The sequence below is a fragment of the Mycobacterium sp. genome (genome assembly GCF_025965855.1).
In the GTDB taxonomy this organism is placed as follows: domain Bacteria; phylum Actinomycetota; class Actinomycetes; order Mycobacteriales; family Mycobacteriaceae; genus Mycobacterium.
Genome location: NZ_JAOPWB010000188.1, coordinates 1 through 25,781, shown reverse-complemented (window position 1 = coordinate 25,781; position 25,781 = coordinate 1). Strand labels below are relative to the sequence as shown.

19 protein-coding genes and 2 pseudogenes are annotated in these 25,781 nt (G+C 66.9%); 15 read left to right on the top strand and 6 right to left on the bottom strand.

Annotated elements, in window-relative coordinates:
• Window positions 1-8: 8 nt before the first annotated feature.
• Together JWP83_RS15835 and JWP83_RS15830 are read right to left on the bottom strand one after the other, a co-directional pair.
• On the bottom strand, window positions 9-437 hold the full coding sequence (locus tag JWP83_RS15835; RefSeq protein ID WP_297731576.1) for a hypothetical protein: 429 nt from the start codon (window positions 435-437) through the stop codon (window positions 9-11).
• A gap of 15 nt (window positions 438-452) precedes the next feature.
• Window positions 453-836, bottom strand: coding sequence for a hypothetical protein (locus JWP83_RS15830; protein ID WP_297731575.1), 384 nt, complete (start codon window positions 834-836; stop codon window positions 453-455).
• A gap of 417 nt (window positions 837-1,253) precedes the next feature.
• Here JWP83_RS15830 and JWP83_RS15825 point away from each other — a divergent pair, with 417 nt between their 5' ends.
• The gene (locus JWP83_RS15825; RefSeq protein WP_297731573.1) at window positions 1,254-2,771 is read left to right on the top strand and encodes a wax ester/triacylglycerol synthase domain-containing protein; all 1,518 of its coding nucleotides are present in this window, start codon (window positions 1,254-1,256) and stop codon (window positions 2,769-2,771) included.
• On the opposite strand, the pseudogene JWP83_RS15820 reads toward JWP83_RS15825, so the two are convergent.
• Window positions 2,710-3,001: pseudogene (locus tag JWP83_RS15820) on the bottom strand (alpha/beta fold hydrolase); the annotation flags it as partial. The gene JWP83_RS15825 and the pseudogene JWP83_RS15820 overlap by 62 nt on opposite strands.
• Window positions 3,002-3,082: 81 nt before the next feature.
• On the opposite strand from JWP83_RS15820, the gene JWP83_RS15815 reads away from it, so the two are divergent.
• From JWP83_RS15815 to JWP83_RS15805, 3 genes are all read left to right on the top strand, one after another.
• Window positions 3,083-3,979 (top strand): NYN domain-containing protein, encoded by an 897-nt coding sequence (locus JWP83_RS15815; protein WP_297731571.1) that lies wholly within the window; start codon window positions 3,083-3,085, stop codon window positions 3,977-3,979.
• 35 nt (window positions 3,980-4,014) lie between these two features.
• Window positions 4,015-5,205 carry an MFS transporter gene (locus JWP83_RS15810; RefSeq protein WP_297731665.1) on the top strand — a complete coding sequence of 397 codons (1,191 nt, stop codon included), beginning with the start codon at window positions 4,015-4,017 and terminating at the stop codon, window positions 5,203-5,205.
• A gap of 148 nt (window positions 5,206-5,353) precedes the next feature.
• A complete protein-coding gene (locus tag JWP83_RS15805) occupies window positions 5,354-6,586 on the top strand; it encodes a cytochrome P450 (protein ID WP_297731569.1) in 1,233 nt (410 codons plus the stop codon).
• 3 nt (window positions 6,587-6,589) lie between these two features.
• Here the strand turns inward: JWP83_RS15805 and JWP83_RS15800 are convergent, their stop codons facing one another.
• Complete coding sequence (locus tag JWP83_RS15800; protein ID WP_297731566.1) at window positions 6,590-7,294, bottom strand: TetR/AcrR family transcriptional regulator; 705 nt, start codon at window positions 7,292-7,294, stop codon at window positions 6,590-6,592.
• An 87-nt stretch (window positions 7,295-7,381) separates the two neighbouring features.
• Between JWP83_RS15800 and JWP83_RS15795 the strand changes: the two genes are divergently transcribed.
• Complete coding sequence (locus JWP83_RS15795) at window positions 7,382-8,581, top strand: acyl-CoA dehydrogenase family protein (RefSeq protein ID WP_297731564.1); 1,200 nt, start codon at window positions 7,382-7,384, stop codon at window positions 8,579-8,581.
• 9 nt (window positions 8,582-8,590) lie between these two features.
• Here the strand turns inward: JWP83_RS15795 and JWP83_RS15790 are convergent, their stop codons facing one another.
• Window positions 8,591-10,033 carry an amidase gene (locus tag JWP83_RS15790; protein ID WP_297731562.1) on the bottom strand — a complete coding sequence of 481 codons (1,443 nt, stop codon included), beginning with the start codon at window positions 10,031-10,033 and terminating at the stop codon, window positions 8,591-8,593.
• A 106-nt stretch (window positions 10,034-10,139) separates the two neighbouring features.
• On the opposite strand from JWP83_RS15790, the gene JWP83_RS15785 reads away from it, so the two are divergent.
• Window positions 10,140-11,498 (top strand): hypothetical protein, encoded by a 1,359-nt coding sequence (locus JWP83_RS15785; protein WP_297731560.1) that lies wholly within the window; start codon window positions 10,140-10,142, stop codon window positions 11,496-11,498.
• A gap of 5 nt (window positions 11,499-11,503) precedes the next feature.
• Here JWP83_RS15785 and JWP83_RS15780 read toward each other — a convergent pair whose 3' ends face one another.
• Window positions 11,504-12,790 (bottom strand): NRAMP family divalent metal transporter, encoded by a 1,287-nt coding sequence (locus tag JWP83_RS15780; RefSeq protein ID WP_297731559.1) that lies wholly within the window; start codon window positions 12,788-12,790, stop codon window positions 11,504-11,506.
• Window positions 12,791-13,353: 563 nt separating this feature from the next.
• Between JWP83_RS15780 and JWP83_RS15775 the strand changes: the two genes are divergently transcribed.
• From JWP83_RS15775 to JWP83_RS15735, 9 genes and pseudogenes are all read left to right on the top strand, one after another.
• Window positions 13,354-17,667: an AAA family ATPase gene (locus JWP83_RS15775; protein WP_297731557.1), complete on the top strand. Its 4,314-nt coding sequence runs from the start codon at window positions 13,354-13,356 to the stop codon at window positions 17,665-17,667.
• A 103-nt stretch (window positions 17,668-17,770) separates the two neighbouring features.
• Window positions 17,771-18,568, top strand: coding sequence for a hypothetical protein (locus JWP83_RS15770; protein ID WP_297731556.1), 798 nt, complete (start codon window positions 17,771-17,773; stop codon window positions 18,566-18,568).
• Window positions 18,537-19,742 (top strand): polyprenyl synthetase family protein, encoded by a 1,206-nt coding sequence (locus JWP83_RS15765; protein ID WP_297731554.1) that lies wholly within the window; start codon window positions 18,537-18,539, stop codon window positions 19,740-19,742. The genes JWP83_RS15770 and JWP83_RS15765 overlap by 32 nt, the downstream gene beginning before the upstream one ends.
• Window positions 19,739-20,197, top strand: coding sequence for a hypothetical protein (locus JWP83_RS15760; RefSeq protein WP_297731552.1), 459 nt, complete (start codon window positions 19,739-19,741; stop codon window positions 20,195-20,197). Before JWP83_RS15765 ends, JWP83_RS15760 begins: the two co-directional genes overlap by 4 nt.
• A complete protein-coding gene (locus tag JWP83_RS15755; protein WP_297731550.1) occupies window positions 20,194-20,475 on the top strand; it encodes a hypothetical protein in 282 nt (93 codons plus the stop codon). Before JWP83_RS15760 ends, JWP83_RS15755 begins: the two co-directional genes overlap by 4 nt.
• On the top strand, window positions 20,472-21,494 hold the full coding sequence (locus JWP83_RS15750) for a hypothetical protein (RefSeq protein ID WP_367185646.1): 1,023 nt from the start codon (window positions 20,472-20,474) through the stop codon (window positions 21,492-21,494). Before JWP83_RS15755 ends, JWP83_RS15750 begins: the two co-directional genes overlap by 4 nt.
• Window positions 21,487-21,888: an SCP-2 sterol transfer family protein gene (locus JWP83_RS15745; RefSeq protein ID WP_297731543.1), complete on the top strand. Its 402-nt coding sequence runs from the start codon at window positions 21,487-21,489 to the stop codon at window positions 21,886-21,888. The genes JWP83_RS15750 and JWP83_RS15745 overlap by 8 nt, the downstream gene beginning before the upstream one ends.
• The gene (locus JWP83_RS15740; protein ID WP_297731541.1) at window positions 21,885-25,016 is read left to right on the top strand and encodes an NAD(P)-binding protein; all 3,132 of its coding nucleotides are present in this window, start codon (window positions 21,885-21,887) and stop codon (window positions 25,014-25,016) included. Before JWP83_RS15745 ends, JWP83_RS15740 begins: the two co-directional genes overlap by 4 nt.
• A 256-nt stretch (window positions 25,017-25,272) precedes the next feature.
• Window positions 25,273-25,431 (top strand): annotated as a pseudogene (locus tag JWP83_RS15735) (cyclodehydratase); the annotation flags it as partial.
• Between the last annotated feature and the right edge of the window lie 350 nt (window positions 25,432-25,781).

The window sequence follows — 25,781 nt, the reverse complement described above, 5'->3', positions numbered from 1 at the left end:
AGCGCTCGCTACAGCCCGGGCAGGCAGGCGGGGAAGATGCACGGCGAAGTGGGAGGCGTCTGAACTTTCCTGAGGAGATCGGCCAGATGGACGAGTGACGGCAACAGGATCGCGTCCACCCCCGCCTTCTGATCCTGGGGCAGATTGCGGCTGTCCAGATCCACCTTGGTGACCTGCTGCTGCAGCCCCGCTATCCGCTGATTGCGCTGCTGCGGGGTGAGACCGTCCCAGCTGGCATCCAGGTCCGCGATTTGGCGCCGCAGCTCTTCGGCCTCCGAGAAGGGATCTGACTGAACGGGGGGCGGTTGCAGCGGATAAAAGTGGCCCAGCGCCGGTTGCACTGTCACCTCGGCCCGCGCGGGACTCGCCGTCCCAAGCGTGCCGGCCACCAGGCCGGCCACGACCATTGCCGTGATTTTCGTTGAGAAGAAACGCATTTGGTGCCCTCCGCACTAAGGCGCGAACGCGCAGATGAATCCGAGCACCTGCTCGCACTCTTCGCGGGTACGGAAGACGGGTGGTGGCGGTGGCGGTGGGGGTCCCTCGACGATGCTGTCGGGACAACCCCCGTAATACCCGGGAGGACACTGCTCGTGATAAACGTGGCAGACGTTCAGGTCCCACCCGGTGGCCCGTAAACCGGGCCATACATAGTCGCCCGGACACCAGCGCATCCCGGGACCGTGGTAGCAGCCAGTTCTCGACGAACAGTGGTCGTCGTCTGCGAGGGCGATGCCCGCGGGCGGCGCCACTGCGGCCACCGCGACGCCGCCGACCAGCACGGCGCCGGCCAGGACTCGCTTCAAAACCCACTTCGAGCTGTGGGTGGTGTACATGTGCTCACCTTGCCGCACACCGCTTGCCAGATTTTCGCCAAATCCTTGCGAAATTCTTGCGTGCACGCCGCCGGTACCCGTCAACGGACGACGAGAGCACCACCCAAGCAGCAAATGCGCCAACATCTTTCGCGATTTTTCGCCTCGGCGTGCAATTGCCCGATTTGCGTCAGGCGCGCGGACGTGAGAAGCGTGGGGTCCCCACAGGGTGCGTCGTCGGCGCTCTTCCCTACCCACCAGATGCGCGTAGGGTGCAGATATCGGCGGTTCTTCGTACGCGGCAGGATTGGGCCGCGTCGCCGCCGATTCGAATACTTGGCCTCTTCGTGGTCGAGGCGGGAGCGCGCGCATGACGCCCGAACATTCACCGAAGGGCTTCGGGACACGTGGCCGACGGGTCTCCGGGGTGGTGCGCTGATGCTCACTCGCTTGTCCGGGATCGAGTCGGTTTTGCTGCACACTCAGACCCCGACGGCGCCCGCGCACACCGTCGCGTTGATCATCATCGAGTCGTCCGATCGGCTCAGTCACGAGCGGCTCCACGAGCTCGTGGCCTCGTCGCTTCCGAAGCTGGCTCGCTTCCGCAGCCGCCTGGTGGGTAAAGCTCTGGGTGTGGGTCGGCCCGTGTGGGCGGAGATCGACGATTACGATCCGACTCCGCAGCTCCATCGCGCCGCGGTTCACGCTCCCGGCGGCCGGCGCGAATTCGCCCAACTGATAGCCGAGCTGAGCGCTGCACCACCCGGTGAACGTCGACCGCTGTGGGAAGCCTGGAGTATCGAGGGTCTCACCGGCGGGCGGTGGGGGTTGGCGGTGAGGATGTCGCCGGTATTGAGTGAGCGGGGCGACGCCGCGGCGTCTATCTGGCCGCGTCTGCTGACCAGCCGACCGCAAACCGCGCGGCAACACAATCTGCCGACCGAGCCGACGCTGGGCTCGGCGCCTTCCGTCGGCGAGCTGATCACCGATGTGGTGACCGAGATCATCGAGACCCAAGTTGCTGGCGCGTGGCTGCTCGCTGCGACTGCGACCGGTGCGTTGCAGGCCCTGCACCGTCGCCTGCGCGGTGCGGACAATGCCGACGCCAGCCCGCCTGCCGCATCGTCGTTGTGCGGACCGGTGCGGCACAACATCTTCAACGCGCCGCTGACCCGGCGGCGGGCGGTGTCGTTCGCCTCGATTCCCCTGGCCGAGCTTGAAAAGATCAGCCACGCGTTTGGGGGCAATATCGCCAATGTCTTCCTGGCCGCCTGCACCCTTTCCATGCGCGCGTGGCTGCTGCGCTACGACTCGGTACCCGAGGGTCCGCTGCTGATGCGGGTACCGCTTTCGCTACCGGCCGGTGGTCATGCCGCACCTGAAGACTCCTTGGCCGTCGGGCAAGTTCGCCTCCCAGTGCAGCTCGATGACCCGGTACAGGTTCTCAGCAACCTCCATACCGCGACCGAAAGACTGTCCATCGCCAGTAGAGACAATGCCGAAATGGCATATCCACTAATTGATTTCGCTACCTTTGTGTCGCTGGTCCCACCCTCGGTCGCCCAAACGGGTGTGCAGCTCTACCGGAGACTTGGACTGGGCCGATGGCGCGCACCCAACTGCCACGGCAGTGTCTTCTACATATCCGCGAACGCGACGCCGGCCTACTGTTTAGGCGCCAAGGTTGTCGGCATGCACACCGTTGCGCCGCTGCTAGATGCCCGCGGGTTGAACATCACGGTGACCTCCCACGACGACGTCATGGATCTGTGCGTGTGCGTGTGCCCCGACAACGTGCCCGGGGTAGACGACATCGCCGCCGGTATCGCCGAATCGGTCGATCTCCTGGCCGCGGCCGCGCAAGAGTCACCGCGCGGTCATGGCCGTTCCATCGTCAGCGAGATGGCATCGCACAGCGAAAAGCGTTCGCACGTCCGGCGTTATCAGCGGCGGTAGCTGAGAAGCTCGTCCGCGGGCTGTCCATCTCGCGACGGTCGCCGGTCGCGACAAAGTCCTCGATCAGCTCGACCACTTCGGTGGGCGCTTCCACCTGCGGGAAGTGACCGACGTTGGGCAGCACCTCAAGTCGGCCCCCGGATCGCCATGACGGGTAGCTCCTCGCGCAGCCGCAGCCTGTTGAGCGCGCTGACCGCCTGCCCGCGGTAATCGACCACTGATCGCCGGGTGTACCCCCTTTGGTCCTGCTCATCGGGACCTTCGGGTTCCCGCATGACCGTCGCCTGCCGGCATCGGACAAGATTGAGGCCATGACCGAACCAGCTATGGCCCGCGTGGCGGTCTACCTCGACTTCGACAACATCGTGATCTCGCGGTACGACCAGGTAAATGGGCGCAACTCGTTCCAGCGGGACAAGGCCAGTGGGCTCGAGCAGTATCTTGATCGGCAGGCCCGGGCCACGGTCGACGTCGGTGCGATCATCGACTTCGCGTCGTCGTTCGGGACGCTGGTGCTCACCCGCGCCTATGCGGACTGGTCGGCCGACGTCAACGCCGGGTACCGCGGACAGCTGGTGGCCCGCGCGGTTGATCTGGTCCAACTGTTCCCGGCGGCGGCCTACGGCAAGAACGGCGCCGACATCCGGCTGGCCGTCGACGCGGTCGAGGACATGTTCCGGCTGCCCGATTTGACCCACGTGGTGGTCGTGGCGGGCGACTCCGACTACATCCCGCTGGCGCAGCGCTGCAAGAGGCTCGGCCGGTATGTGGTGGGCATCGGGGTGGCCGGCGCGTCGAGCCGGGCGCTGGCGGCCGCCTGCGACGAGTTCGTCATCTACGACGCGCTGCCGGGGGTTCCGGTGTTCGAGCCCTCTTCGGCCGACGCCGGCCCCGAGGCGGCCAAACCGACGAAACGCGCCGCGCGCAGCAAGGCGGCCAAGCGCGAGGAGCCGGAGGAGGCACCCGACCCGCAGGCCGCCGCCACCGCGCTCCTGAGGCGCGCGCTGCAAATCGGTCTGGAGAAAGACGACGCCGACTGGCTGCACAACTCGGCCGTGAAAGCGCAAATGAAACGGATGGACCCGTCTTTCAGCGAGAAGTCTTTGGGATTCCGGTCATTCAGCGACTTCCTGCGTTCACGGTCCGGCGTCGTCGAGTTGGATGAGAGTTCGACGACCCGTATGGTTCGGTTGCAAGGCAAGGACTGAGCCTCTCCCCTACGCTGACGACCGTGAGCCAGGAACTGACCCGACCGACACGCTCGTGGCCCGGCTGGCTCACCCGCAACGTTCGGGTGCTCTCCGGAGTCTCGTTCCTGCAGGACGCCGCCAGTGAACTGTTGTATCCGCTGTTGCCGATCTACCTCACGGCCGTGTTGGGTGCGCCGCCGTCCGTGGTGGGAGCCGTCGAGGGTGTGGCCGAGGGTGCGGCCTCGCTCACGAAACTCGCGGCGGGCCCGCTGGGCGACAGGTTTCCGCGTCGTCCGCTGATCGCCGCCGGTTACGGGATGGCGGCGCTCGGCAAGATCATCATCGCGGTGGCCGGGGCGTGGCCGGGTGTGCTCGCGGGGCGCGTCGTCGACCGGCTCGGCAAGGGCGTCCGCGGCGCACCGCGGGACGCGCTGCTGATCGACGGTGTGCATGAGGACCAGCGCGGCCGGGTTTTCGGCTTCCACCGCGCGATGGACACCTTGGGCGCCGTCGTCGGTCCGCTGCTCGGGCTGTTGGGCTACGAGCTGCTCGACCACCAAATCCCGCCGTTGCTGTACGTCGCTATCGTGCCTGCCGTCCTCAGCGTGGCACTCGTGTTCCTGGCACGGGAGCGCAGCCGTCCCGTCCCCCGACAGCAACGGCAGTCGATGTGGACCGGTGTGCGCGCATTGCCGCGGCCGTACTGGCGGGTGACCGCACTGCTCGTGGGCTTCAGTTTGGTGAATTTTCCCGACGCGCTGTTGTTGTTGCGGCTCAACGAGATTGGCTTCTCGGTGGTCGAGGTGATTCTGGCGTACGTCGGATACAACGCGGTGTATGCCCTGGCCAGCTACCCGGCCGGATCGCTCGCCGACCGCATCGGCAAACCGGCGTTGTTCGGCCTGGGGCTGACGTTCTTCGCGATCGGCTATACCGGGCTGGGACTGACCACCGACACCGTGACGGCATGGCTGCTGATCGGCGCCTACGGATTGTTCACCGGGTGCACCGACGGCGTCGGGAAGGCCTGGATTTCGGGGCTCGTCGGCCGGGAGCATCAGGCCGGCGCGCAGGGCGTGTTCCAGGGCGCCACCGGCCTGGCCGTATTGGTAGCGGGGTTGTGGGCGGGCTTCCTGTGGGGTTCGAACGGCCAACTGCCATTGCTCATTTCGGGAATCACGAGCGGCGTGTTCGCGGTCGTGCTGATCGGCGGCCGGCTGGTCCGCGGGACGGCACACGGGTAGCCGCCCGCCCCGCAACGGCAACACACATTTTGTCTTATGTATGGCGACTGGGCCGGGTAAACGCAAAGTTCGTGTTGAACAAGCATTATCGTTGACAGTCATCCACACTGGCCATACATTGTGTGAAAGTTGTCGCAAGGAGACCGTCATGACCGTCGGTGCCGCTCCCCCAAGCCTTTTCGATGCCGGTCTACCGACGCTGGACTACGGCGCCGAGGAAACTCCCGCCGAGGTTTATCCCCGCCTCCAGGCGGCGCAACGGCAGGCCCCGGTCGCGTTGGGACCGCACGGGCCCGAGGTGCTCTCCTATCACCTCGTCCGATCCGTTCTTCGGGACACCCGGTTCCAGATCCCGCCCGGCATAAACCTGCTCGCCCAGGGCGTCACCTCGGGGCCGTTGTGGGACAAGGTGGTCAACAGCCTGCTGTGCCTGGAGGGCGACACGCACCATCGGCTGCGCGGCCTGACGTCCAAGGCATTCACGCCGCGCGCGACGCTGCGCCTACACGACACCATGGTCGCGGTGATGAACGAGCTGGTCGATCGGGTCGTCGACGCGGGCCGCTGCGACGTCGTCACCGACCTCGCGCGCCCCTACCCCGTCCCGATCATCTGTGCGCTGCTCGGCGCGCCCCGCGAGGATTGGCAACGGTTTTCGTCGTGGGCCGACGACGTCTTCAAGGCCTTCGGCTTCACCGTCGATCTCCGCGAGGTCGAGCCGGTCGTGATGCGCGCGTGGCGGCAACTGGACGACTACGTCGACGACATGGTCGCCCGGCGCCGGCACAGCCTCACCGACGACCTGCTGTCCGATCTGATTCGCGCCGAGGATGACGGCGATCGGCTCAACACCGCCGAACTGCGCATGCTCGCCGGCGGCCTGTTGTTGGCGGGGACGGACACCACCCGCAACCAGGTGGCCGCCTCGGTGCACGTCCTCTGCGACCACCCCGAGCAGTGGGCGCTGCTCAAGGGCCGCCCCGAACTGGCGATGCGCGCCGTCGAGGAGACCATGCGCCACTCGCCGATCGCGTGCGGAACGCTGCGGCTGGTGGCCGAGGACGCCGAGTTGGACGGCTACCTCTTTCCCGCCGGCACGATGGTCCTGGTGAATACCGCCGCGGCCAACCGTGATCCGGCGGTGTACGACGACCCGGATCGCGTCGACATCACCCGCGAGGGGGCGCCACCGATACTGACGTTTGGCGGTGGTGCCCACTACTGCCTGGGCGCCAACCTGGCCCGCCGCGAGATCGCCGAAGCGCTGAACGTCATCGCGAGCCGGCTGCTCAACCCGCGCACCGCCGGACCGGTGCCGTGGAAGCCGATGGTCAGCCTGAGCGGCCCCACGAGCCTGCCCATCGAGTTCGATACCGAGTGATGGTCAGGACCGCACGGGTGTGAGCTCGGCGATCGAGTGGCCCTCGAATACGAGGGCGCCGTCATCGGAAACGCACTGGATGTGGACGCGCGCTTCGGCCGGCGCTCTACGAGCCGGCCCGCGTCGCGGCGCCGGGGCACCACCCAGTCCGGCGACCGCGGCGTCGATCAAGTCGTCGGCGTAGCCGACGAGCGGTCCGCGGATCTGCCCGGCCAGCCAGCGCTGGGCGATCGCGTGGGCCGGGCCCGTGACGATCGCAACGACGATCGTCATCGGCAGATCGCGGACTTCTCCGGTGCCGGTGAAACTTCCGAGCCAGTCGCGGTAGGCGGCGCTCAGATCCTTGTTGAGGGTGCGCAGTTCACTGCCGGCCGCGCTGGACCAGTCCAACTGGCCCCGCGCGTACAGAAACCGTGCCCAGCGCGGGTTGTCCTGCACCCACGTCAACATCGTGCGGACGATGTCGCCGACGCCGTCGCGCAATGTCGCCGGTTCTCCCCGTAGGGCGGCCGAGTAGCCCCGCTGAACCGATCGCATGGCCTCCAGATAAAGCGCATCGGCGATGGCTTCTTTGTTGGGAAAGTGATGAAACAGCGCGCCGTTGGACACTGCGCTGCGCTCGCGTATCCGCGCTATCGAGGTGCGGTCGTAGCCCAGGTCGTCGAAGCATTCGAGTGCCGCGCGCAGCACCCGGTCGCGAAGATCCATCCGGCCAGAGTAACGCTCCGGAGCAGCTTGTCATATCGCTCATCTAGGAGTAATACTCCGGAGTACTACTCTGCGATCGGAGAAACCATGACTTCGTCCACCGTCACCGTCGATGCCGGGCCGTTCGGCCTGCCGTCGGCGCATGCGCAATTGCAGGCCGATGCACGGGAGATCGCCGCACGATTCGCACCGCGATCTCGCGAGATTCGCCAACACTTCCTCGACCACGGCGAGTTGCATCCCGACCTGTGGTCCATCTTCCGCGAGCGCGGATGGCCCGGGTTGGTGTTGCCCGCCGAGTACGGCGGCGCCGAGGGCGGATTGCTGGGGATGACGTTGGTGCTGGAAGCGTTTGCTCGCGAGAACGTCCTGCTATGGATGCCCGTCCTGTCAGCGGCCATAGCGTATGCGATCAACCAAGCCGGTCCCGAGCCGGCGCGGCGGACCTGGCTGCGCCGGGTCGCTCGCGGTGATGCGTTGTTGGCGATGGCAACCACCGAGGCGCAATCGGGCCACAATGTGTTCCGCTCTGAGACCGAAATTCGTCGTGACGAAAGCCATTTCGTGGTTCGGGGCTTCAAGAGCATCACCTCCGGCCTGGACGCCGCCGATCGAGTGCTGGTGTTTGGGCGTGCGACAACGGCCGAGGAGCAACGCGGGGGTTACACCACGATCCTCGTCGATCCCCGCGCGCCCGGCGCCACGATGACCGAGCTGCCCATGCGTTACCGGGAAGGCGTGAAGCAGTACAGCCTCGAACTCGATTGCGTGCGGGTCCCGTGCGAGGAACTCGTAGGGGCCGAGGGGCAGGGCCTCTTGGTGATATGGCCATTTACCCACGTTGAACGCGTCCTGACCGCCGGGTTGTGCATCGGCATCGCCGGCTACGCGCTGTCGCGCGCTGTGGAGCATGCCAAAGCACGCGTCATCGCGGGCGCCTCGCCGATCGGCGCCAACCAGGCGATCGGGCATCCGTTGGCCGGTCTGCACGCCCGCCTGGAGTCGGTGCGACTCCTGGTGTACCGCACCGCTGCTCGCTTCGACGCCGACGCCGATGGATCCGCCTTGGCCGGGGAGGCGAACATGGCCAAACTGCTGACCGCCGATCTCGCTTTCGATGCCGTCGACCACGCCGTGCAAGTCTTCGGCGCCGACGCCTGGGACGAGCGGCAGGGCTGGCTAGACGTGTACCTCGATGCGCGCCTTTCGCGATCCGGACCGGTCAGCAACGAATTCGCGCTCAACTACGTCGCCGAGCATGTGCTGGGAATCCCCGCTCACCGATAGCAAGCCCCATCAGGCGATTGCCGGGTGAACCGACGACCATCGCTGGGCCGACTCCAATTGTGCCGCGACGCTTATGAGCACGTCCTCACGCCCGTAGGCGGCCGCGAGCTGGACGCCGATGGGAAGGCCTTCGGCGTTGCGGTGCAGGGGCAGGCTGATCGCCGGCTGCCCACTCATGTTGAACGGCGGCGTGAAAGCCGCGAACTGCCCGCCGCGGCGCATGGGTGCGGTCGGCCGCTCGGGATTGTTCTCGAATTCCGTCAGCGGCACCGGTGGTTCGGCCACCGTCGGCGTGAGCAGCAGGTCCCAGCCGTCGGCCCACCACTGCTGCAGCGCACGCCGGAACGCGTAGACCGCTTGCTGGGCCGCGGCGTAGTCGACGGCGGTCAACCGCTGCGCTTGCGCGACGAGCACCCAGTTCACCGGCTCGATGTCCTCCGCCGTCACCTCGCGTCCGAGCGTCTCGCTGAACCCCCGGGCGGCCATCGCCATCTGCGTCGCCCACAACGCCATGAACTTCTCCACTAATGAGGTGTCGGACAGGCACGCCGGCCACGCCGGCTCGACGGTGTGGCCGAGTCCCTCCAGCATCGACGCCGCGGCGCGCACCGCCGCGACACAGTCCTCGTGCAAGAAGTCGCCGCGTGGATGCACGTCAAGCAGCCCGATGCGCAACCGGCCCGGGTGGGCGCCGACCTCGTCGGTGTACGGCCGCTGTGGCGCCGGGGCGATGACGGAGTCGCCGACACCGGGACCCCGCACCGCGTCGAGCAGCCGTGCCGTGTCGCGCACCGTGCGGCTGACGCACAGCTCGACCCCCAGCCCCGCCTCGGCGCGGACGGGACCGACCGTGATCCGTCCCTGGCTCGGCTTGAGTCCCACCAGCCCGCAGCACGACGCCGGGATCCGGATGCTGCCGCCGCCGTCCGAGGCGTTGGCGAACGGCACCATCCCGGCGGCCACCGCTGCGGCGGCGCCGCCGCTGGAGCCACCCGGCGTGCGATCGGGCGCCCACGGGTTGCGGGTCGCCCCCCAGGCCAGCGGCTGGGTGGTCGGCAGGCTGCCCATCTCGGGGCTGTTCGTCCGCCCGGCGATCACCAGGCCGGCCGCCTTGAACCGGGCGACCAACGTCGTGTCGGCGGCGTCGATCTTGGCCGCCTCTTTCAGCGCGACGTTGCCGTTGGACAGGGTCTGACCGGCGAAGCTCGTATAGAGGTCCTTGAGCAAGAACGGGACGCCGTGAAACGGGCCCTGGGGCAGGTCGGGATCGGCGGCCAGGGATCGGGCGTGGTCGAACCACTCGATCACGACAGCGTTCAACGCGGGGTTGGACCGCTCGATCCGCTCGATCGCCGCCTCGAGCAGTTCACTGGGCGTGACCTCGCCCTTGGCCACCAGCGTCGCCTGGTCCGTGGCGTCCATCCAGCGGGTCTCGTCGGCAAGGCTGCTCATGGCTTTCGGTGTACCACGTGTGACAAAGACCGCTGCACATAAGTCGCGGTCGGTCCGGGCCGGCTTTACGCTCGTTGGTTACACGAACTTAACGGGGGTTTTGTTGATGCGTGGGATTCGGGGGCGAACTGTGCCCACACACCGGCTTGCCCTGATCGCGGCGGCTGTCTGTCTCGTCGTCGCATCGTGTTCGGAAACCGCGGATCCGCCCGCGGCCACGCCGACCACCTCGACTTCCACCGCGGCGACCACGACAAGTGCGGCACCCGCGCCGCCCCCGGTGACAGGTCCCTTGGAGAGGGACTGGAAAAGTTACGGAGGGACGGCATACGTCGGATGTCCCGAGAAATTCGCACAGAAGAAATCGGCGCTCGAGGACATTCGACCCAAGGTATTCGACACGAAAACTGGTCAATACGTGCTGCCGGGTGTTCCCGCCGTCCCGGCTGGCGAGAATTTAACGGGTGGCATCTGCGCGTTGACGGGGACGGCCGACGATATGAGGGTCGTTTACGTGGTGGCGACGGCCAAGCCGGCGCAAGGGTCAGAACCCGAAGTCACGAAGGCCACCGCGTACGCGTTCGACCTCAAGACGAGCCAGCCGTTGGTGACCAAGGAGCTGCAGCCGCCGACGCCCGACCTGAAATTGTCCGCGGCGAACGAATGGGGTTTGGCAGCGACCGCGTCCGGGGTCGCATGGGTGAACGCCTTCACCGACGGGCACAGCGCCGCGTCGCCGCCGCGGACCGTCATCCTTTCCGGGAACGATCTTTCGATGATGTGGAACGACCCGCAGCCCGGCCGGGTGTGGCAGGACGTCCTTTCGTTCCAACGCAACACCAGCAACACCGAGGCCGCCAAGGCGTCGGGAGCGGAGCTGCGCCGGCCGAGCGGGGAAGCGATCTATCAGGACAACGACATCTGGACCGTGGATGGCGAGTTGTCCGACGGCCCGGACAAGCTGGTGAAGATCACGCACTGGGATTCGTACAACCCGCCGGTCGTGTCGACGATGTTCTATGACCTGAACGCGAAATCCCTTGTCAAGGTTGGCGATTCGGACAGGCTTTCCGGCGGCGGATTGTCCGCCACATTGTCGGACGGGAAATTGTTCGTCGACGCACGCAACTCGGATAATTCGCAGTTCGGGTTCGGGGTGTGGAACCTGCGAACACAGCACTGGGATCTGCTGAAGACGCGGGATGACGCGAAGAATATGTCGATCGCGAAATTGGCCTTCTTCGAAGACCACCTCTACATCACGAACGTCGGCAACACCTTCGCCGTCCTCGCCCTGCCCGCCCCCGATCCGGTCTCGACGACCTGGTCCGTGCGGCCCTTCGCGCGGATCTCGGGCTGGACGCTGGTGTGCCGCGGTGAGAATGCCGCCGCCTTGAACGGGGACTGCAAGGACATCGTGATGGTGCAAGACCAGGACGGCCACTTTCCGGGTCCCTGGTTCTGAACGACTCAGGACCAACCGAGGGCCTGCGGGACCATGTAGAGCCCGAAGCCCATGACGACGAGACACAGGGTGCGCGCGATGTATTTGCGCGGTCCGCGCATGCGCCACTCCTCGGGCAGCGCCCGCGCCTCCAGCGCCAGCAGCAGGCCCAGCACGATGGGTAGCAGCAGGGCGTTCATCACCTCGACGTCGACGGCCAGGTTGACCAGGTCGACGCTGGCCAGGACGAGCGCGGCGCCGAGGAGATGGGCGAGCGCGTAGGTGATGTAGAACTTGGCGGTGGCCCGGTTGGGCCGCTGGTTGAGGGTGTGGCGCCAGCCGAAGACCTCCGACAGTCCCCACGCGCCGGCCAGGGAGGCCACGATCGCGGCGACCAGCGCCGCGCCGAGCATGCCCAGGCCGAACAGGACGGTGCCGCCGACGCGGCCCAGGTATGGCGTGAGCGCGCCGGCGATGTCGCCGACGGTGTTCAGCGCCGTCTCGCCGTTGTGGGCCCCGATCGTCGAGGCCACGGTGACCACCACCGAGATCATGATCAGCTGGGTCAGCACGGCGCCGGCGGCGGTGTCGTGGCGGGCCTGGCGAATCGTGGCCACGGACAAGTGCTTATCGACCACCGCGCCCTGCTGGTAGAAGACCATCCACGGCATGATGACGGCGCCGACGTTCGCCGCGACCAGCAGCAGATACGACGAGTTGCCCAGCGGCATCGACTTCAGGCCTTCCAGCAGGGCGTGGGGGTCGGGCCGCGCCATCACCATGGCGACCAGGAAGGCCAGTTCGGCCACGCCGATGACCAAGCCGATGCGCTCCACGCGCCGATAGCTGCCGGTCAACGCCAATGCCAGCAGCGCCGCGGTCGCGATCGGGATGCTGACCCAGCGCGAGACGCCGAAGAGCTCCCCGACCCCCGCGACGCCGGCGAACTCGGTCAGCAGCGCCCCGATCGACGACGCGAACAGGGTGAACGCCGAGACCCACGCCCAGAAGCGCCCGAACCGTTCCCGGATCAGCGCACCGTGCCCCTTCCGGGTGACGATGCCCAGCCGCACGGTCATTTCCTGCACGACGTAGAGGATCGGCATCAAGATCAGCTGCGGCAGCACCATGCGATAGCCCCATTGGGCGCCGGACTGCGACGCGGTGATCAGCGATCCCGCGTCGGTGTCGGCCAGCATCACGACGAGGCCGGGGCCCCATACCGTCAGCAGTCCCCACCGCAGCCACCGACCGCGGCGCGACGCCGACGACGCGTCGACCGCGTCCGTCACCGGCGTGGTTGTATCGGTCACCCTCGACCAACTCCTTCGTGCGATGGCAGCGTCCGCGCCAACCGGCCCACAGACTAGGTAAGGGTAACCTAAGCGTTGATTGGCGCCAGACCCAGTTTGCGGTGGCAGCGGCTCCCGGCGGCGCACGCCATCGGATGTCATCACCAACCGGCGCCGACCCAAGACGTTTCATCCTATGAAATATATGGTGCTACAAGATATTTCGGCTTTGACTGCGGCCCGGCGGCAAGATGCTTTGCTAGCGCTGAATGCGCGAGCACACTCGGCGACAGCCTGGGTGCTTTAGCAAACACCACTCCCCGCGCGCGGCGCCGCGCGGGTTCAATCAATTGGCTTGCGAAGCAACGTCAGCCCCAACACTTCGGCTCGGGCTGTGTTTGCGGTGGGCTATCCCCTCCAATAACACGCCGACCAGATCCGCATAGTTCCGCTGCGGGCGTCCCTGTCACTACGATGGGTCGACAGTTCCGGTAGAGGGGACTCGGCATGCACATGCGCTTCACCTTGCGATCCCCGTGCAGCGGCGTCCGGCGGTCGGCGCCCACCATCGTGTGCGTCGCGCCGTGACGGCTCCGGCGCTCGACCTCGATGGCCGTCTGGTTGACCGACGGCAGGAGCTCACCGAACTACGGACCGCCGTCGACGCGGCAGGACGCGCCGGCGGAGAATGCGTCCTGCTCAGCGGGGTGCCGGGAGTCGGCAAGTCGATGCTCATGCAGGCCTTCGGCGTCGAGGTGTCCGGGCGCGACTGCGTGTTTGCCTACGGGAGGTGCCGCGACGGCGCGCCCGCACCGTACTCGGCGGTGGGAGACGCGCTCAGCTCACTCGTCCGCGCTATGGAGGCCACCGGGCCGGCCGAACGTGACCGCTGGCGTGCGGACATCGTCGGCGGGATGTCTTCGATCGCCGGCGTCCTCGGGGAGCTCGTGCCCGACCTGCCACGAGTGCTCGGCGAGACCTCGCATGTGACAGACCTCGATGCGGCGGACGCTCGCCGACGGCTGCACCGCGCCGTCATCCGCCTGCTGTCGGATACCGCGTCCTACCGGCCCGTGGTGCTGGCGATCGACGATTTGCAGTGGGCTGATCGGGACACGCTGCTGCTGTTGTGCGAACTGTTGACGGTATCGATCCGCAACGTGTTGGTGCTCGGTGCGCATCGCGCGGGTGAATTCGATTCGGGCTCAGCGGGTTTCACCTCTCCGAGCCTGCGCAGCATCGACCTCGGCCCGCTGGCCCGCGAGGACGTCGAGGAGCTACTCGCCGCGGTTTCGGGCCGGGGCGTGGAGCTGGGTGATGTGGCCGCCGAATTCCAGCATCGGACCGGGGGCAACCCGCTGCAGGTTCGTCAGCTGCTGTACCGCGCGCAACGCGAAGGGGCGCTCACCCCCGCGGGCGCCGGCGGGCGTCCCAGTTGGGATCTGCGCATCCTCGCGTCGATCGAGGTCTCCGCCACGGCCGCCGAGTTCCTCGGCCGCTACCTCGACCAGCTGCGCCCGAGCGATCGGGCGGTGTTGCGTTCGCTGTCGTGCATCGGTGGGGAGTTCGACCTGGCCGACGCGACGGCGGCGGCCGCGCAACCGCCCGACGTGGTGGCCCAGGCGCTCTGGGCGTGCCTCGAGCTACGACTGCTCGAGGCCGTCGACAGCGGTGGCAGGCGCATCGCCAACGCGATCAGTCGCGACGCCCAGTACCGCTTCAGCCACGACCGGGTGGCCGAGGCGGCGCGGGACGGCCTGTCCGACGATGCCGAACGCGCGACACACCTGGGGATCGGCCGGCGGCTGGTCGAGCACGGGGACGACCGCTTGTTCGAGGCTGCGCGCCACGTCGGCATCGGCGGACGTGGGCTCGCCGACGACACAGAGCGCGTCCGGTTCGTCGAGGTGCTGCGGCGCGCGGCACGAAAGGCGAAGGCGCAGGCCTCGTTCCCGTTGGCGCTCGAGTACTGCCGGAACGCTCTGGACCTCCTCGGCGAACCGCGCTGGTCCACTCACCTTGCCCTGACCCGCGAGCTGCAGCTCGACGCCGCGGACGCCGCACTCCTGGTCGGTGACGTGGCGGTGCTGCATGCGCTGCTCGACGAGGCCGAGCAGGTGCTGCACGAGCCGGCCGACCGCGCGCGGCTCGCGTACCTCCGGATCAAGGGACGGGTCGCACAAAATCGTCTCCAGGAGGCGCTCGAGATCGGGCTGCGGGCGCTCGATGAGCTGGGCGAAAAAATGCCGGCCGACGCGGGCAAGCCGCGGATGGGCAACGCCCTGGTTCGGATGAGGCTAACAATGCGCCGCTGGAGCAACGAGCGGCTGCTTGCGCTACCGCACTGCGATGACCAGCGGGTCGTCGCACTCCACCGGATTCTTGCCGAGCTATGCAACATGTCGGTCCTCATCCGGCCCAACCTCTTGCCCTTGCTCGTGCGAAAGCAACTCGACCTCACGTTGGCCCACGGCCACACGCCGTCCTCGCCGCTGGTCATCGCCGGTTACGGGATTGTCCTGGTGCTGCTCGGTGACCACGCGGGCAGCCAGCGCTTCGGCGAGGTAAGCATGCTGCTCGCAGAGCGCCCGGAATTCCGCGAGGCCCGGCCGCAGACGGTGTTCATGCACCTGGACTACATCCACCACTGGCGCCACCCCCTCCGCGACGGCTTAGGCGAGCTTCGCGATGCCGTCGAGGAGGCACTCGACCAGGGCGACCAGGAAAACGCCGGACTCCTGGTCGCGGTCCTGCTGTCCCAGTCATTCTGGGTCGGTCGTCCGCTCCCGGAGATCGACGCCCTCGCCAGCTCCCTCATCCCCCACATCCGTTCCCAGCCCGTGTCCAGCGCTCTTTGCCAGGCTATGCAGCAGCTTTGCCTCAATCTGATGGGCCGCACCGCCGATCCCTTCCTCCTCGCCGGCGAGAGCGGTTACGACGAGCGAGAGGTGCTGCCGGGCGCGCGCCGTGAGGGCGACGAGGTGGCCGTCGGCGCAGCCGCAGCCATGAAGCAGGGCCTGCACTTCTGGTCCGGCGACCACGCCGGCGCGGTCGCCGCCACGTCAGAGGCAATCGAGCATCTAGGTGGTCTGGCCGGCATCGCGGCCTCACAACTTGTCTACCTGGTCGGCGCGCTCAGCATGATCCAGTGCGCGCCCCGGGAGCCCTCGACCAAGCACTTCGTGCGCCAGACACTGGCGTCGCACCGCAAGTGGGCGGCGGGCGCACCGGAAAACTACGCGGCACCGTATGCCCTGATCCAGGGAGCGTGGGCGCGAGCGCGCGGGCGACACGCCAAGGCAGAGCGCTACCTTCACCAAGCGATTGAGCTTGCCGAGGAGAACCGGCTTCCAACGATTAGTGCGCGCGCCCACGAAGAGGCCGCCGCGCTCTATGCCGACATCGGGCGGAAGACGCTTCGCGAACACATGCTGCGGTCGGCGTACCAGCGCTGGCTGAATCTGGGTTTCGTGGCGCGCACGGACTGGCTCGCGCGGGAGCATCCTTGGCTACTCAGACGCGATCTCGTCCAGACCGGAACGGCCGGGATCGACCCGGTCGGCGCACATCAGCTTCTGCACGCGCTGTCGGGGGCGAGGACCCCGGACGGCTTGGCCAACATCATCCTGGGCTCCGTCGCGGACACGACCGATGCGGGCCGCGTCCTGTTCATCACCGGCGAGGCGGAGAATCTGTCGGTCCGGGCCATCCATGATCACGGCGACATTTCGATCGTGGACGGCCCATGGACCGAGGTGTCCTACGACAGGGATATCGTGCGCCGCGCGATCGACGGTGGCTCCCCGGTCATCGTCGCCGCCGACCATCAGGCCGCGACTCTTTCCGTCCTCGTCGTTCCGATTAGGTTGCACGACACAACAATCGGCGTGATTTACGCCGAGCGGGACGAGTCGGGCAGACACTTCGGCGCCGAGCACGAGGAGGCGGTCGCCTTCCTGTGCGCCCAGGCCGCCGCCCCCCTGTGGAACTTCCAGCTCGAGGCCCGACTCCGGGCCGCCGACGAGTACCGACAATCCCTGATGGACGTGCAATCGAGATTCGTGCCCAACGAACTGCTGCGCATCCTCGACATCGATGACCTTCGCCGCGTCCGCGCCGGCTACCAGGTCGAACGCGAGATGACGGTGCTCATCAGCGACATCCGGGGCTACACGACCATGCTCGAAGACATGGACGTCGCGGAGGCGAGCAACTTGGCGATGGGCTTTCTGCGGGCCGTCGAGCTCCCGATCATCAGTTACAACGGCATGATCCAAGACGTGCGGGGGGACGAGATCGTCGCCGTTTTCGACTCGGAGCCCGACGCCGTCCGGGCGGGACTGGGCATACTGCGCTCATTGCGCGAGCACAATCGGGAACGGACGGCGCTCGGCTCCGAGGAACTGCGGGCGGGAATCGGCATCAACACCGGCGCGGTGGGAGTTGGGCTCGTCGGTGGGGTCAACCGCATGGTGCTCACCATCATTGGCGATGCGGTGAACCTGGCCGCCCGCATCGAAAGCACCAACAAGCGCTACGGGTCTGCATTGCTCATCTCCGATCGCACGCATAAGCGCCTCGCTCATTCGGAGCAGTTCGACGTCCGTCGCATGGAGCGCGTCATGGTGGTCAACCGACGGCGACCGGTGACGATTTACGAAGTGTACGACGAGGATTCGGCTCAACTTCGCGCCGCGAAGCGCGCGGCGCAGCCCACGTTCGACGAGGCCTTCGCACTGTTCGACGCGGGCGACGTCGACGGGGCGCGCGCCGCCTTCGAACGATGCCGCGACTTGCTGCCCGAGGACCCCGTTGCGCCATTGCATCTAGCGCACTGCGACGCGGTGGCCCGCGGTGAAATGACCCCTGGTCAGGAGATAGCGCTCCTGAACAAGTAGTGCACTACTCCACTTTTTTGAACTTCGGTGAATAAGTTGCGCACGTGTCGATCTTGTCTGCCATGATTTGATCGATAGTCGGGGGCGGTCGAGGAGTGGCACCATGTACTTCACAGCTGAGTATTTGGCCCTTGCCAACCAGGCAGTTTGCGAGACGCTCGCGCAGTGCAGCATTGCCTGGCAGGCGATCCCGCATTGGGACACCGGCGACCCCGGCCAGCTCAATGTCGCCAATGGCCTGCTGGGTACGTCCGCGGGCTTTCTACCCCTCGCCCCACCTCCGTCTCCGCCTCCGCCGCCAACGATCCAGCAAACAGTCGCGGAGGCGATTGCGCCGACCCCCGATGCCCTGCTCACCGGAGTGATGGCAGCGACCAAGACCCTCGCCAACAACTTTGACACCGACGTCCTCAAGGCGTGCTACGCGGCCGCGAAGGCGCCCAATATCATCACCTTCACGTCGACCGGCGCCCAGGACCTGCAGGACTCGCTGATCGGCGCCCGCGTGCTCGTCGAGAGCGCCGGATATCGGGCGCCGTCCTGCCTGATCACCAATACTGTGGGGCTCCAAAAGCTCAACCAGTTGGTCAGCGGCTATTACAACATCCTTCAGCAGATACTGGCTGCGGCGAACATCAACTCGCTGTACCGATTCGAGCCGCTCGACGGTACTAACCAAAAGCAGGTCCGGATGGTCTTCATCGGCCGTCGCCGGCGGATCGCGCAAGGCGCGGCGCCGGAGGCATCACCCGGTGAGGAGCCGTTGGACCTCGCATTCAGTGTCCTCCCCAGCCTGGAGGTCGACGGCGAAACCAGCACGGGCACAATCCAGCTCTCCCCCCGGATCCGTTACGCGACAAGGATCACCGATGCCACAGGCCTCGTCGCTCTCAAAGAGTGAATCACGTGACGGCGGTACGAGCCCGACGGCGTGTAATCCGCTCGACGACTATCTCGCCCTGTGCAAGGATGCCTGTGACGGCGAGATCGACCGGCTGTACGGTCCGGGTGAACGCGGGCCGAATGGCCTCTACGACCTGATCCTCGACTACCCCCTGCGCGGCGGGAAAGCGCTTCGGCCGGCGCTGAGCATCGCCACCTGTCTCGGGCTGGGCGGCCATCTCGAGGCAGTACTGCCGACCGCCGCGACGCTCGAGCTCTACCACAACGCGTTTCTCATCCACGACGACATCGAGGACGAATCGTGGTGGCGGCGCGGCAAACCCACGCTGCACATCGACCACGGCGTGCCGATCGCCGTCAATGTCGGCGACGCCATGCTGTCGCTCTCGCTGCAACCGCTGCTCGACAACGTCGAGCGGGTAGGGCTCGGGCCCGCCCTGCGCATCCTGCGAGCCGTTGCCAAGATGACCCGCCTCACCGTCGACGGCCAGGCGCTGGAGCTCGAGTGGGTCCGGTCCAACACCTGGCGGCTCGAGGATGCCGACTACCTCAAGATGGTGGAACTCAAAACCAGCTGGTACTCGTTCATCACACCGCTACAGGCCGGCGCGATCGCCGCCGGCGCCGGACCCGAGCGGTTGGCGCCCCTTGAGTCCCTCGGCCGGCACCTCGGAGCGGCGTTTCAAATCACCGACGACCTGCTGAACTTGCGGGCGGACCCGGAGGAGTACGGCAAGGAGATCGGCGGCGACCTCTGGGAGGGCAAGCGGACCCTGATGCTGCTGCACACCTTGCGGTGTGCCGAACCGGAAGACATGGATCGCGCCGTGCAGATTCTGGCCAGGCGCCGCCCGAGCGCCGATGGCGAGTTGGTGCTGACCGAGCTGCTGGATCGGCTCACCGCGAGCGGCCAACTGTCCCAGTCCGCTAATGCCGAAATCGAGGCTCGGCTACAGGGGCACCATCCTTCGGAGTCCAAGAGCCTCAACGACATTCGATGGCTCTACGAGTTGATGCATCGCGTAGGTTCGCTCAAGCACGCCCGCGATGTCGCAGCTCAGCACGCCCAGGAGGCGGCCACCGTGCTGGCCTGCCTCGACTGGTTGCCGCGCAGCCGACACCGCGACGTGCTGGCCGCACTCGTGGACTACGTACACGGGCGGACCCGGTGAACCCCGAAGGCTTGCTCGGCATGCTGGCGGAACTCGAGCGGATCCGCGAACTCACTCTCGACCTCATCGAGCGCGAGGCCCCGCGGTTGCACCCGGCCCCGCCGGACGAGGCCGGCGGGGCGGAGCGGACCGTGTTCGACCTGCTTCTTGGCGCGCGCCGCGCGGTCCTGGGTAACCCAGCGGCCGCCCGAGGGCTGCACGACCTACTCCTTGCCGAGGGCCGCCGTTACGCAGACACCCCCCGCGGGGCGCGGCTGCGCGACGCGTTGGTCGCCTCCGAAGCAGTGGAGAACCTCCGACGCGTCTGGGAGATGGTCAGCCTCAACGTTCTCGACGGTCCCGCCGCGCCCAACGCCGGCCCCGACGCCTGGGCGGACCTGCTGGCCGACGCCGTCATCGGGCATGGCCTCGACGATTCCATCCTGGCTCGCCTGCGGCCCGAGGGGTTCGCATGACGCTCACCGATCCCCGCGAAGCGCTCGCCGACCAAAGCGATTTCATTGGCTACCTGCTTGGCCTCGCCGGGCTGGCCCGGGTGGTTCGCACGCTGGCCGCCGACGTCGACCGCCGAGCTGGGGGTCCCCGCCACCCGGACGACTTCGTGCACGTCCTGCTCGGGCTTGCGAGCATCGGTGCGGCGATCGAGCGATTACCCAATTCGACCATCGCACAGCAGAATCCGGCTGCCGTTGCGCCGCCGCCCGCGGCACCGACCACGCGGTGGCTGCGATGAGCGCAGTGCTCGCACGCAGCGACTTCCTCCGTGCCCCGGTGCTGGCCACTGCCCGGCCCACGGGTTTCAAGGAGTGGCACCACTTCGTGGTCCACGGGCGTGGCGTGCGGATCTTGATCAACTTCAGCCTCACCAACGAAGTGCTCGCCACCGACGAAGTCCGGCTTGCGCCACGCGTCATCGTGATCGCTCACGACGAGACCTGGACCGGCGCCGTCGAGCGGTTCGACCGGCGCGCTCTGAACGTCTCGGCCGACCTGGGTGAACTGACAATCGGCGGCAACCGGATGACCATAACACCCGACGGCTATCGGGTGGCAATCGACCTGCCGGACAAGGGCATTCGGGGTAATTTGCATTTCACCTCGGCAAGCCAGCCATTCGTGGTTCGCAACGAACCGGCCGGTGAGGGCCGCCTCAGTTGGCTCTTCGTACCGAGGCTGCGCGCCGCCGGATGGCTACGTATCAGCGGCCGAGAACACCGGATGGAAGACGGCCTTGCTTATCACGATCACAACTGGGGTCGGTTCTGGTGGGGCGACGACTTCGGTTGGACGTGGGGCACCATTTTGCCGACCGGACCTGGGGACCCGTGGTCGATGGTATTCGTGCAGATAACCGACCGGAGGCGGCTGCGCTGTCTGTCCCGATCGCTCTACGTCTGGCACCACGATGAGCCCGCAGCGATATTCCGGCACGCGGCGGTGCAGGCGCGCATGCACGGCCTGCTCGGCCGCGCGGCCGACTGCACCTTGCCGCCCCCGATGCGGCTGCTGCTGGACGGCGAGGTGCCGGGTGTGCCGGAACGGATTGAGATCACCGCGACACGGGCAGGCGACAAGGTGCACGCCGAGTTCCGCTCGCGTTCTTATGCCCGTCTGGCGCAACCGAGCGAGGTATGCCTCGACCGATCGACTGTGCTCTGTGAAACAGACGGTACTGTCCGTGCGAGCGGCACGGTAAAAGGCGAGGACTTGGACTTCGTCGGTACCGGTGTATTCGAGTTCCTCCATGGCTGAACGGGTTTCGTCGCTATTGCGGCGTTCGGTCGAGCACCTGCAGGACGAGGTGCCCAAAAGTTACCGACTGCTGTTAGCAGAGATCGGCCCGATGGTGGTCGAACTCGACGTAGACGGCGAGGTGTTTTCACTTCGAGGTGGTGATCGACTTCAGGTGTCCAATGGTGCGGCGCAGACGCCCGGGGTCCGGATCGTCGCTTCGAGAGTCGCCATCCTCGATCTGCTCGATGCCAGGGTGGGGCTTGGCGACGCCGTGGAGGCGGGCACGGTTTGGGTTCGCGGTTCGCTCGACGATCTCCAGCGTGCTCACGACTCGCTGCTCGCGTACGTGCACGCCGCGGTCCGGGCGTCCACGCAGCCCGGTCTGCTGTCCGAACTCCGGGCGGGCGCATGAGCGAGCAAATCCGGACCCCGGCATCCTGTGAACGACGCCCCACCGTGGCGGTCCTCGGGGCGGGCATCGCGGGCCTCACCGCCGCGCAGGAACTGGCGGAGCGCGGCTTCGTGGTCACGGTGTACGAGGCACGGCAGGACGAGCGCAACGGGTTGGGACCCGAGCCGGCAGGGACCTACCCGCCCGTCAAGCTCGGTGGCCTCGCCGCATCTCAGTACTCGACGGTGGGCGCGGAGGGCGGGAGCCGAGCCGAGCTGCGCCCCTTCCCGGGCCGACGCGGCCAGCCACGTGCCACTGGGCGAGCGGTTGCGGGCGAGCATGGCTTTCGCTTCTTCCCGGCGTACTACCTACACACCTGGGACCTGTTCCAGCGCATCCCGGTCTACCAGCTCAATGGGACGGCCGGCTGGACACCGACTTCCCGCACCGTTTATGACAACGTCCGGCGGGTGATCACCCAGGGCATCACGATCGACGGAAAACCGTCCCTCGTCTTTCCGCGCGAACTCCCACGCAATGGCGCTGAGTTTCTCGGGATCCTTGGCCAACTCGCGACGGTGGGCCTCACCCCCAGCGACGCAACAACCTTCCAGAGCAGGATGCTGCGCTACCTCGTCACCAGCCCGCTGCGTCGGGCGCGGGAACTGCAAAACGTGTCCGCCTACGACTTCTTCGTCGGACACGACAGCATGACCGGAATCAACCAATTCTCTTACACACCACGTTGCGACGCGCTGTTGCGCCAAATGCCAAGGGTTCTGGTCGCTCTCGACGCACTCTGGGGGGACGCGCGCACCAACATCAGCACGTATCTGCAGCTGTACCTGAGTATGGACCGCGACGACAAGGCCGATGGAGTGCTCAACGGTCCCACCACCGAGTCGTGGTTCGACCACTGGTATCGCCACCTCGTCGCACTCGGCGTCCGCTTCGTCCGCAATGCGGCGACTCGCCTCGACCCTCCGGCACTCGACCCGACTCAGCCACCCCATCTGCGACCCCGTGTGCAGATCACGTTGGCCGACGGTACGGGGCTGACTCCGGACTACACGGTCGTTGCCGTCGACGCCCCGGCGGCCGAATACCTCACCACCGCGCTGCGCGCGGCGGGCACCGGCGGCACCGTGGCCAGGCTGGACGGTTTCACCACCATCCCTCCCCCGCCCGGCGGCCCCCTGCAGCCCGGCACGACCCGGCCCAAGCGGCGGCGAAATCCTTACTCGATGAATGAGCTGGGACGGGTGCCATGGGACCGGTTCCAGACACTGTGCGGCATCCAGTACTACTTCGACACGGAATTTCAGCTGCTCCGGGGACACATGTTGTACGCCGGCACGGAGTGGGCGCTGTCGTCAATCAACCAGGCTGGATTGTGGGAGCGGCGACCGATTCTGGACCGCGACGGCCACGTCTCGGTGCTCTCAGTCGACATCGGGGATTTCAATACCCCCTCCAGCCACCTGGGCAAGGCGGCCCGCGACTGCACTCCTGACGAAATCGCCGCGGAGGTATGGCGCCAGATCATTTCCGCGCTTACGAGCAACGCCGGATCCGTCGGGGCGGAGGTCATGCCGTGGCCCGCCTGGTACGCGCTCGATCGCAACCTGATCATGGCTACCGGACCCGGACAGGGCCAGGGCCGCGTGGTTCTCAACGAGGCACCGTATCTCGTTCCCATCGTCGGGGACTGGAACAATCGGCCCGGCAGCGACCCGTGGAATCCGCACGGGTCGTCCTGGAGCAGCGCACCGCCCGACGACTGGTGGCTCGAAGATCTCGAGCAGCGGAACGTCTGGCAGGCCCGCCATGGCGGCTATCAGGTGCACAACAATTCGGTGGTCTTCGCGGGCACGTGGAACAAGACGTTCACCCGGCTGACGTCGATGGAGGCTGCGTGCGAGTCGGGACGGCACGCCGTCAACGCCATCCTCGACCACTACATCTGGGTTAAATCGGGCGGTCTCGATCGCCGGCAGAAGACCACGCTCAACTGGGAGTTTCCCTTCGGCTTCCTCGATCAAGGCATGTCGAGCCCGATTCGGATGCCGACACCGGCCGGTGACTACTGCTACGTGTTCGACATCGAAAACCGCGAGCCGGCCGACACCCGGGCCGTACGCACGCTCGACTCGCGATACTGCGAGCGGTCGCTGCCGCATCCGTTGGATTTCGTCGATCCCACGTCCTTTATCCCGCCACCCGCTGGAGGTCAAGAAATGTTCATGCCCACAACCGATTACAACCAGCAGTTGCTCGCCTATTTGCAGACCTGGCGACAGTTCATCGACCAGTGGACGGCAATGACGGCCGGATTACCGTTCCCGACCGCCCCCTTCGCGATGCCCACGGTGCCGTCCATGCCGGCGGCCGGGCCATTCATGCCACCCACACCGCCGATGCCGCCGACACCCACCGCTCCGGTGGCACCGATGCCTCCCGCGCCGGCTGACTACACCCAGCAATTGTTCGGCTACCTCCAGGCGTGGCGGCAGTACCTCGAGCAGATGACGGGCGCAAGGCCGGGGTCGCCGCAGGCGTCGACCGCGCAGTGGCCGCACGCACAGCCGGCCAACGCCGCTGAGAATCGACCCGCCAACGATGGCGGGAGACGTTCCGCGCGACCGCAGGATCCGCGCGTCCCGTCCGGGGGCGACACCGGGGGCCAGAGCACCCCGGAAACGCAGGCCGGTCAAGGACCGGACCCAACGTGGCCGCCGCGGGTGGATCTACCGCCCGACAGCTATGTCACGAGCCAAATCTCAGCCACCGGGTTCGACCCGGAGAGCCTCTTCGACCCAGGCGGCCCCTTCGACCCAGGCGGCCCCTTCGACCGTGGACTTGGGGAGCGTCAGGTGCTCAGGCCGCCCGATCACGACTTCGAGTCTCAGTTCGCCGGTCCGCGCATGAGAGCCCAGACGGCGAACCCGGTCGTCTCCGTGCCGCAAGCCGCGCGCTATACACCGGAGGCGTCCGCCCAGCGTTCCGTGGGTTCGCCATTTCGGAGCGCGATGGAGCGCGTCGAGCCCGCCGCGTCGCCGCAGGTCGCGCCGAAGTCGCTTTTCTCCGCTCCCGGCGCCCAGGCGGCACCGGCAAGGTTGCGGGAAGCCGGTGAAACGCCCTCGCCCTGAGCGTTGGTGGCAGGTACAGGATTCGAACCTGTGTAGGCGTAAGCCGACGGATTTGCAGTCCGCTGTTCTCGCCGTTTGGTGATCCAAGCTGCGTTGGCTGTCAGATAAAACGCCAGCTCAGACGGTTGGTTCTGTTGGCTGCTGAGAGCTGTTGCCAGTAGTACTGCGGACGGTCTGCGGACGGTTGCCGGTACACCTACCGCCTGCCCTATGGGTCAGGCTCACCGGCACGAGGGCGCTGAGGGTCGAACTGGCGCATGCCGGGGTGTCGCCCGACGCCGTCAATCTGGTGGTGCTGTCGGACTACCTGGTTGCCGACCCGCGCATGGTGCGCGACCTGCACAGCCGGGGCGTCCCGCATCTTCCGGTTCGCGTGCGGGACGGCACCGGTCTGGTGGGCCCGCTGGTCATCCCGGCGTGACCGCCTGCCTAGGGAGTCATTAGATGGGGTGACTGCCCACGGCACACAACGGAAAGAACACGCGGGGCGTCAGACCGATCCGTTTGGCATCCTCGGCTCCCAGCGCCGCACCCTGTGTCGGCGGACATGAAAAAATGCCCACTGGCGGACATGGAAATGCCCGTTCGCGGCCAATAAGAACTGCCCACCGGCGGACACGAAAGTGCCCGCAGGCGGTCATGAATCTGCCCAGACCTACCTTGATCCCGCCCGGCGCGTCAGCGCCGTGGCGGCCTCTCCTGTGGTTTCGATGTCGATGCCTAGTCGAATCGAAACCCGCAGGAGAGACCTACTTGAAGTCTGAC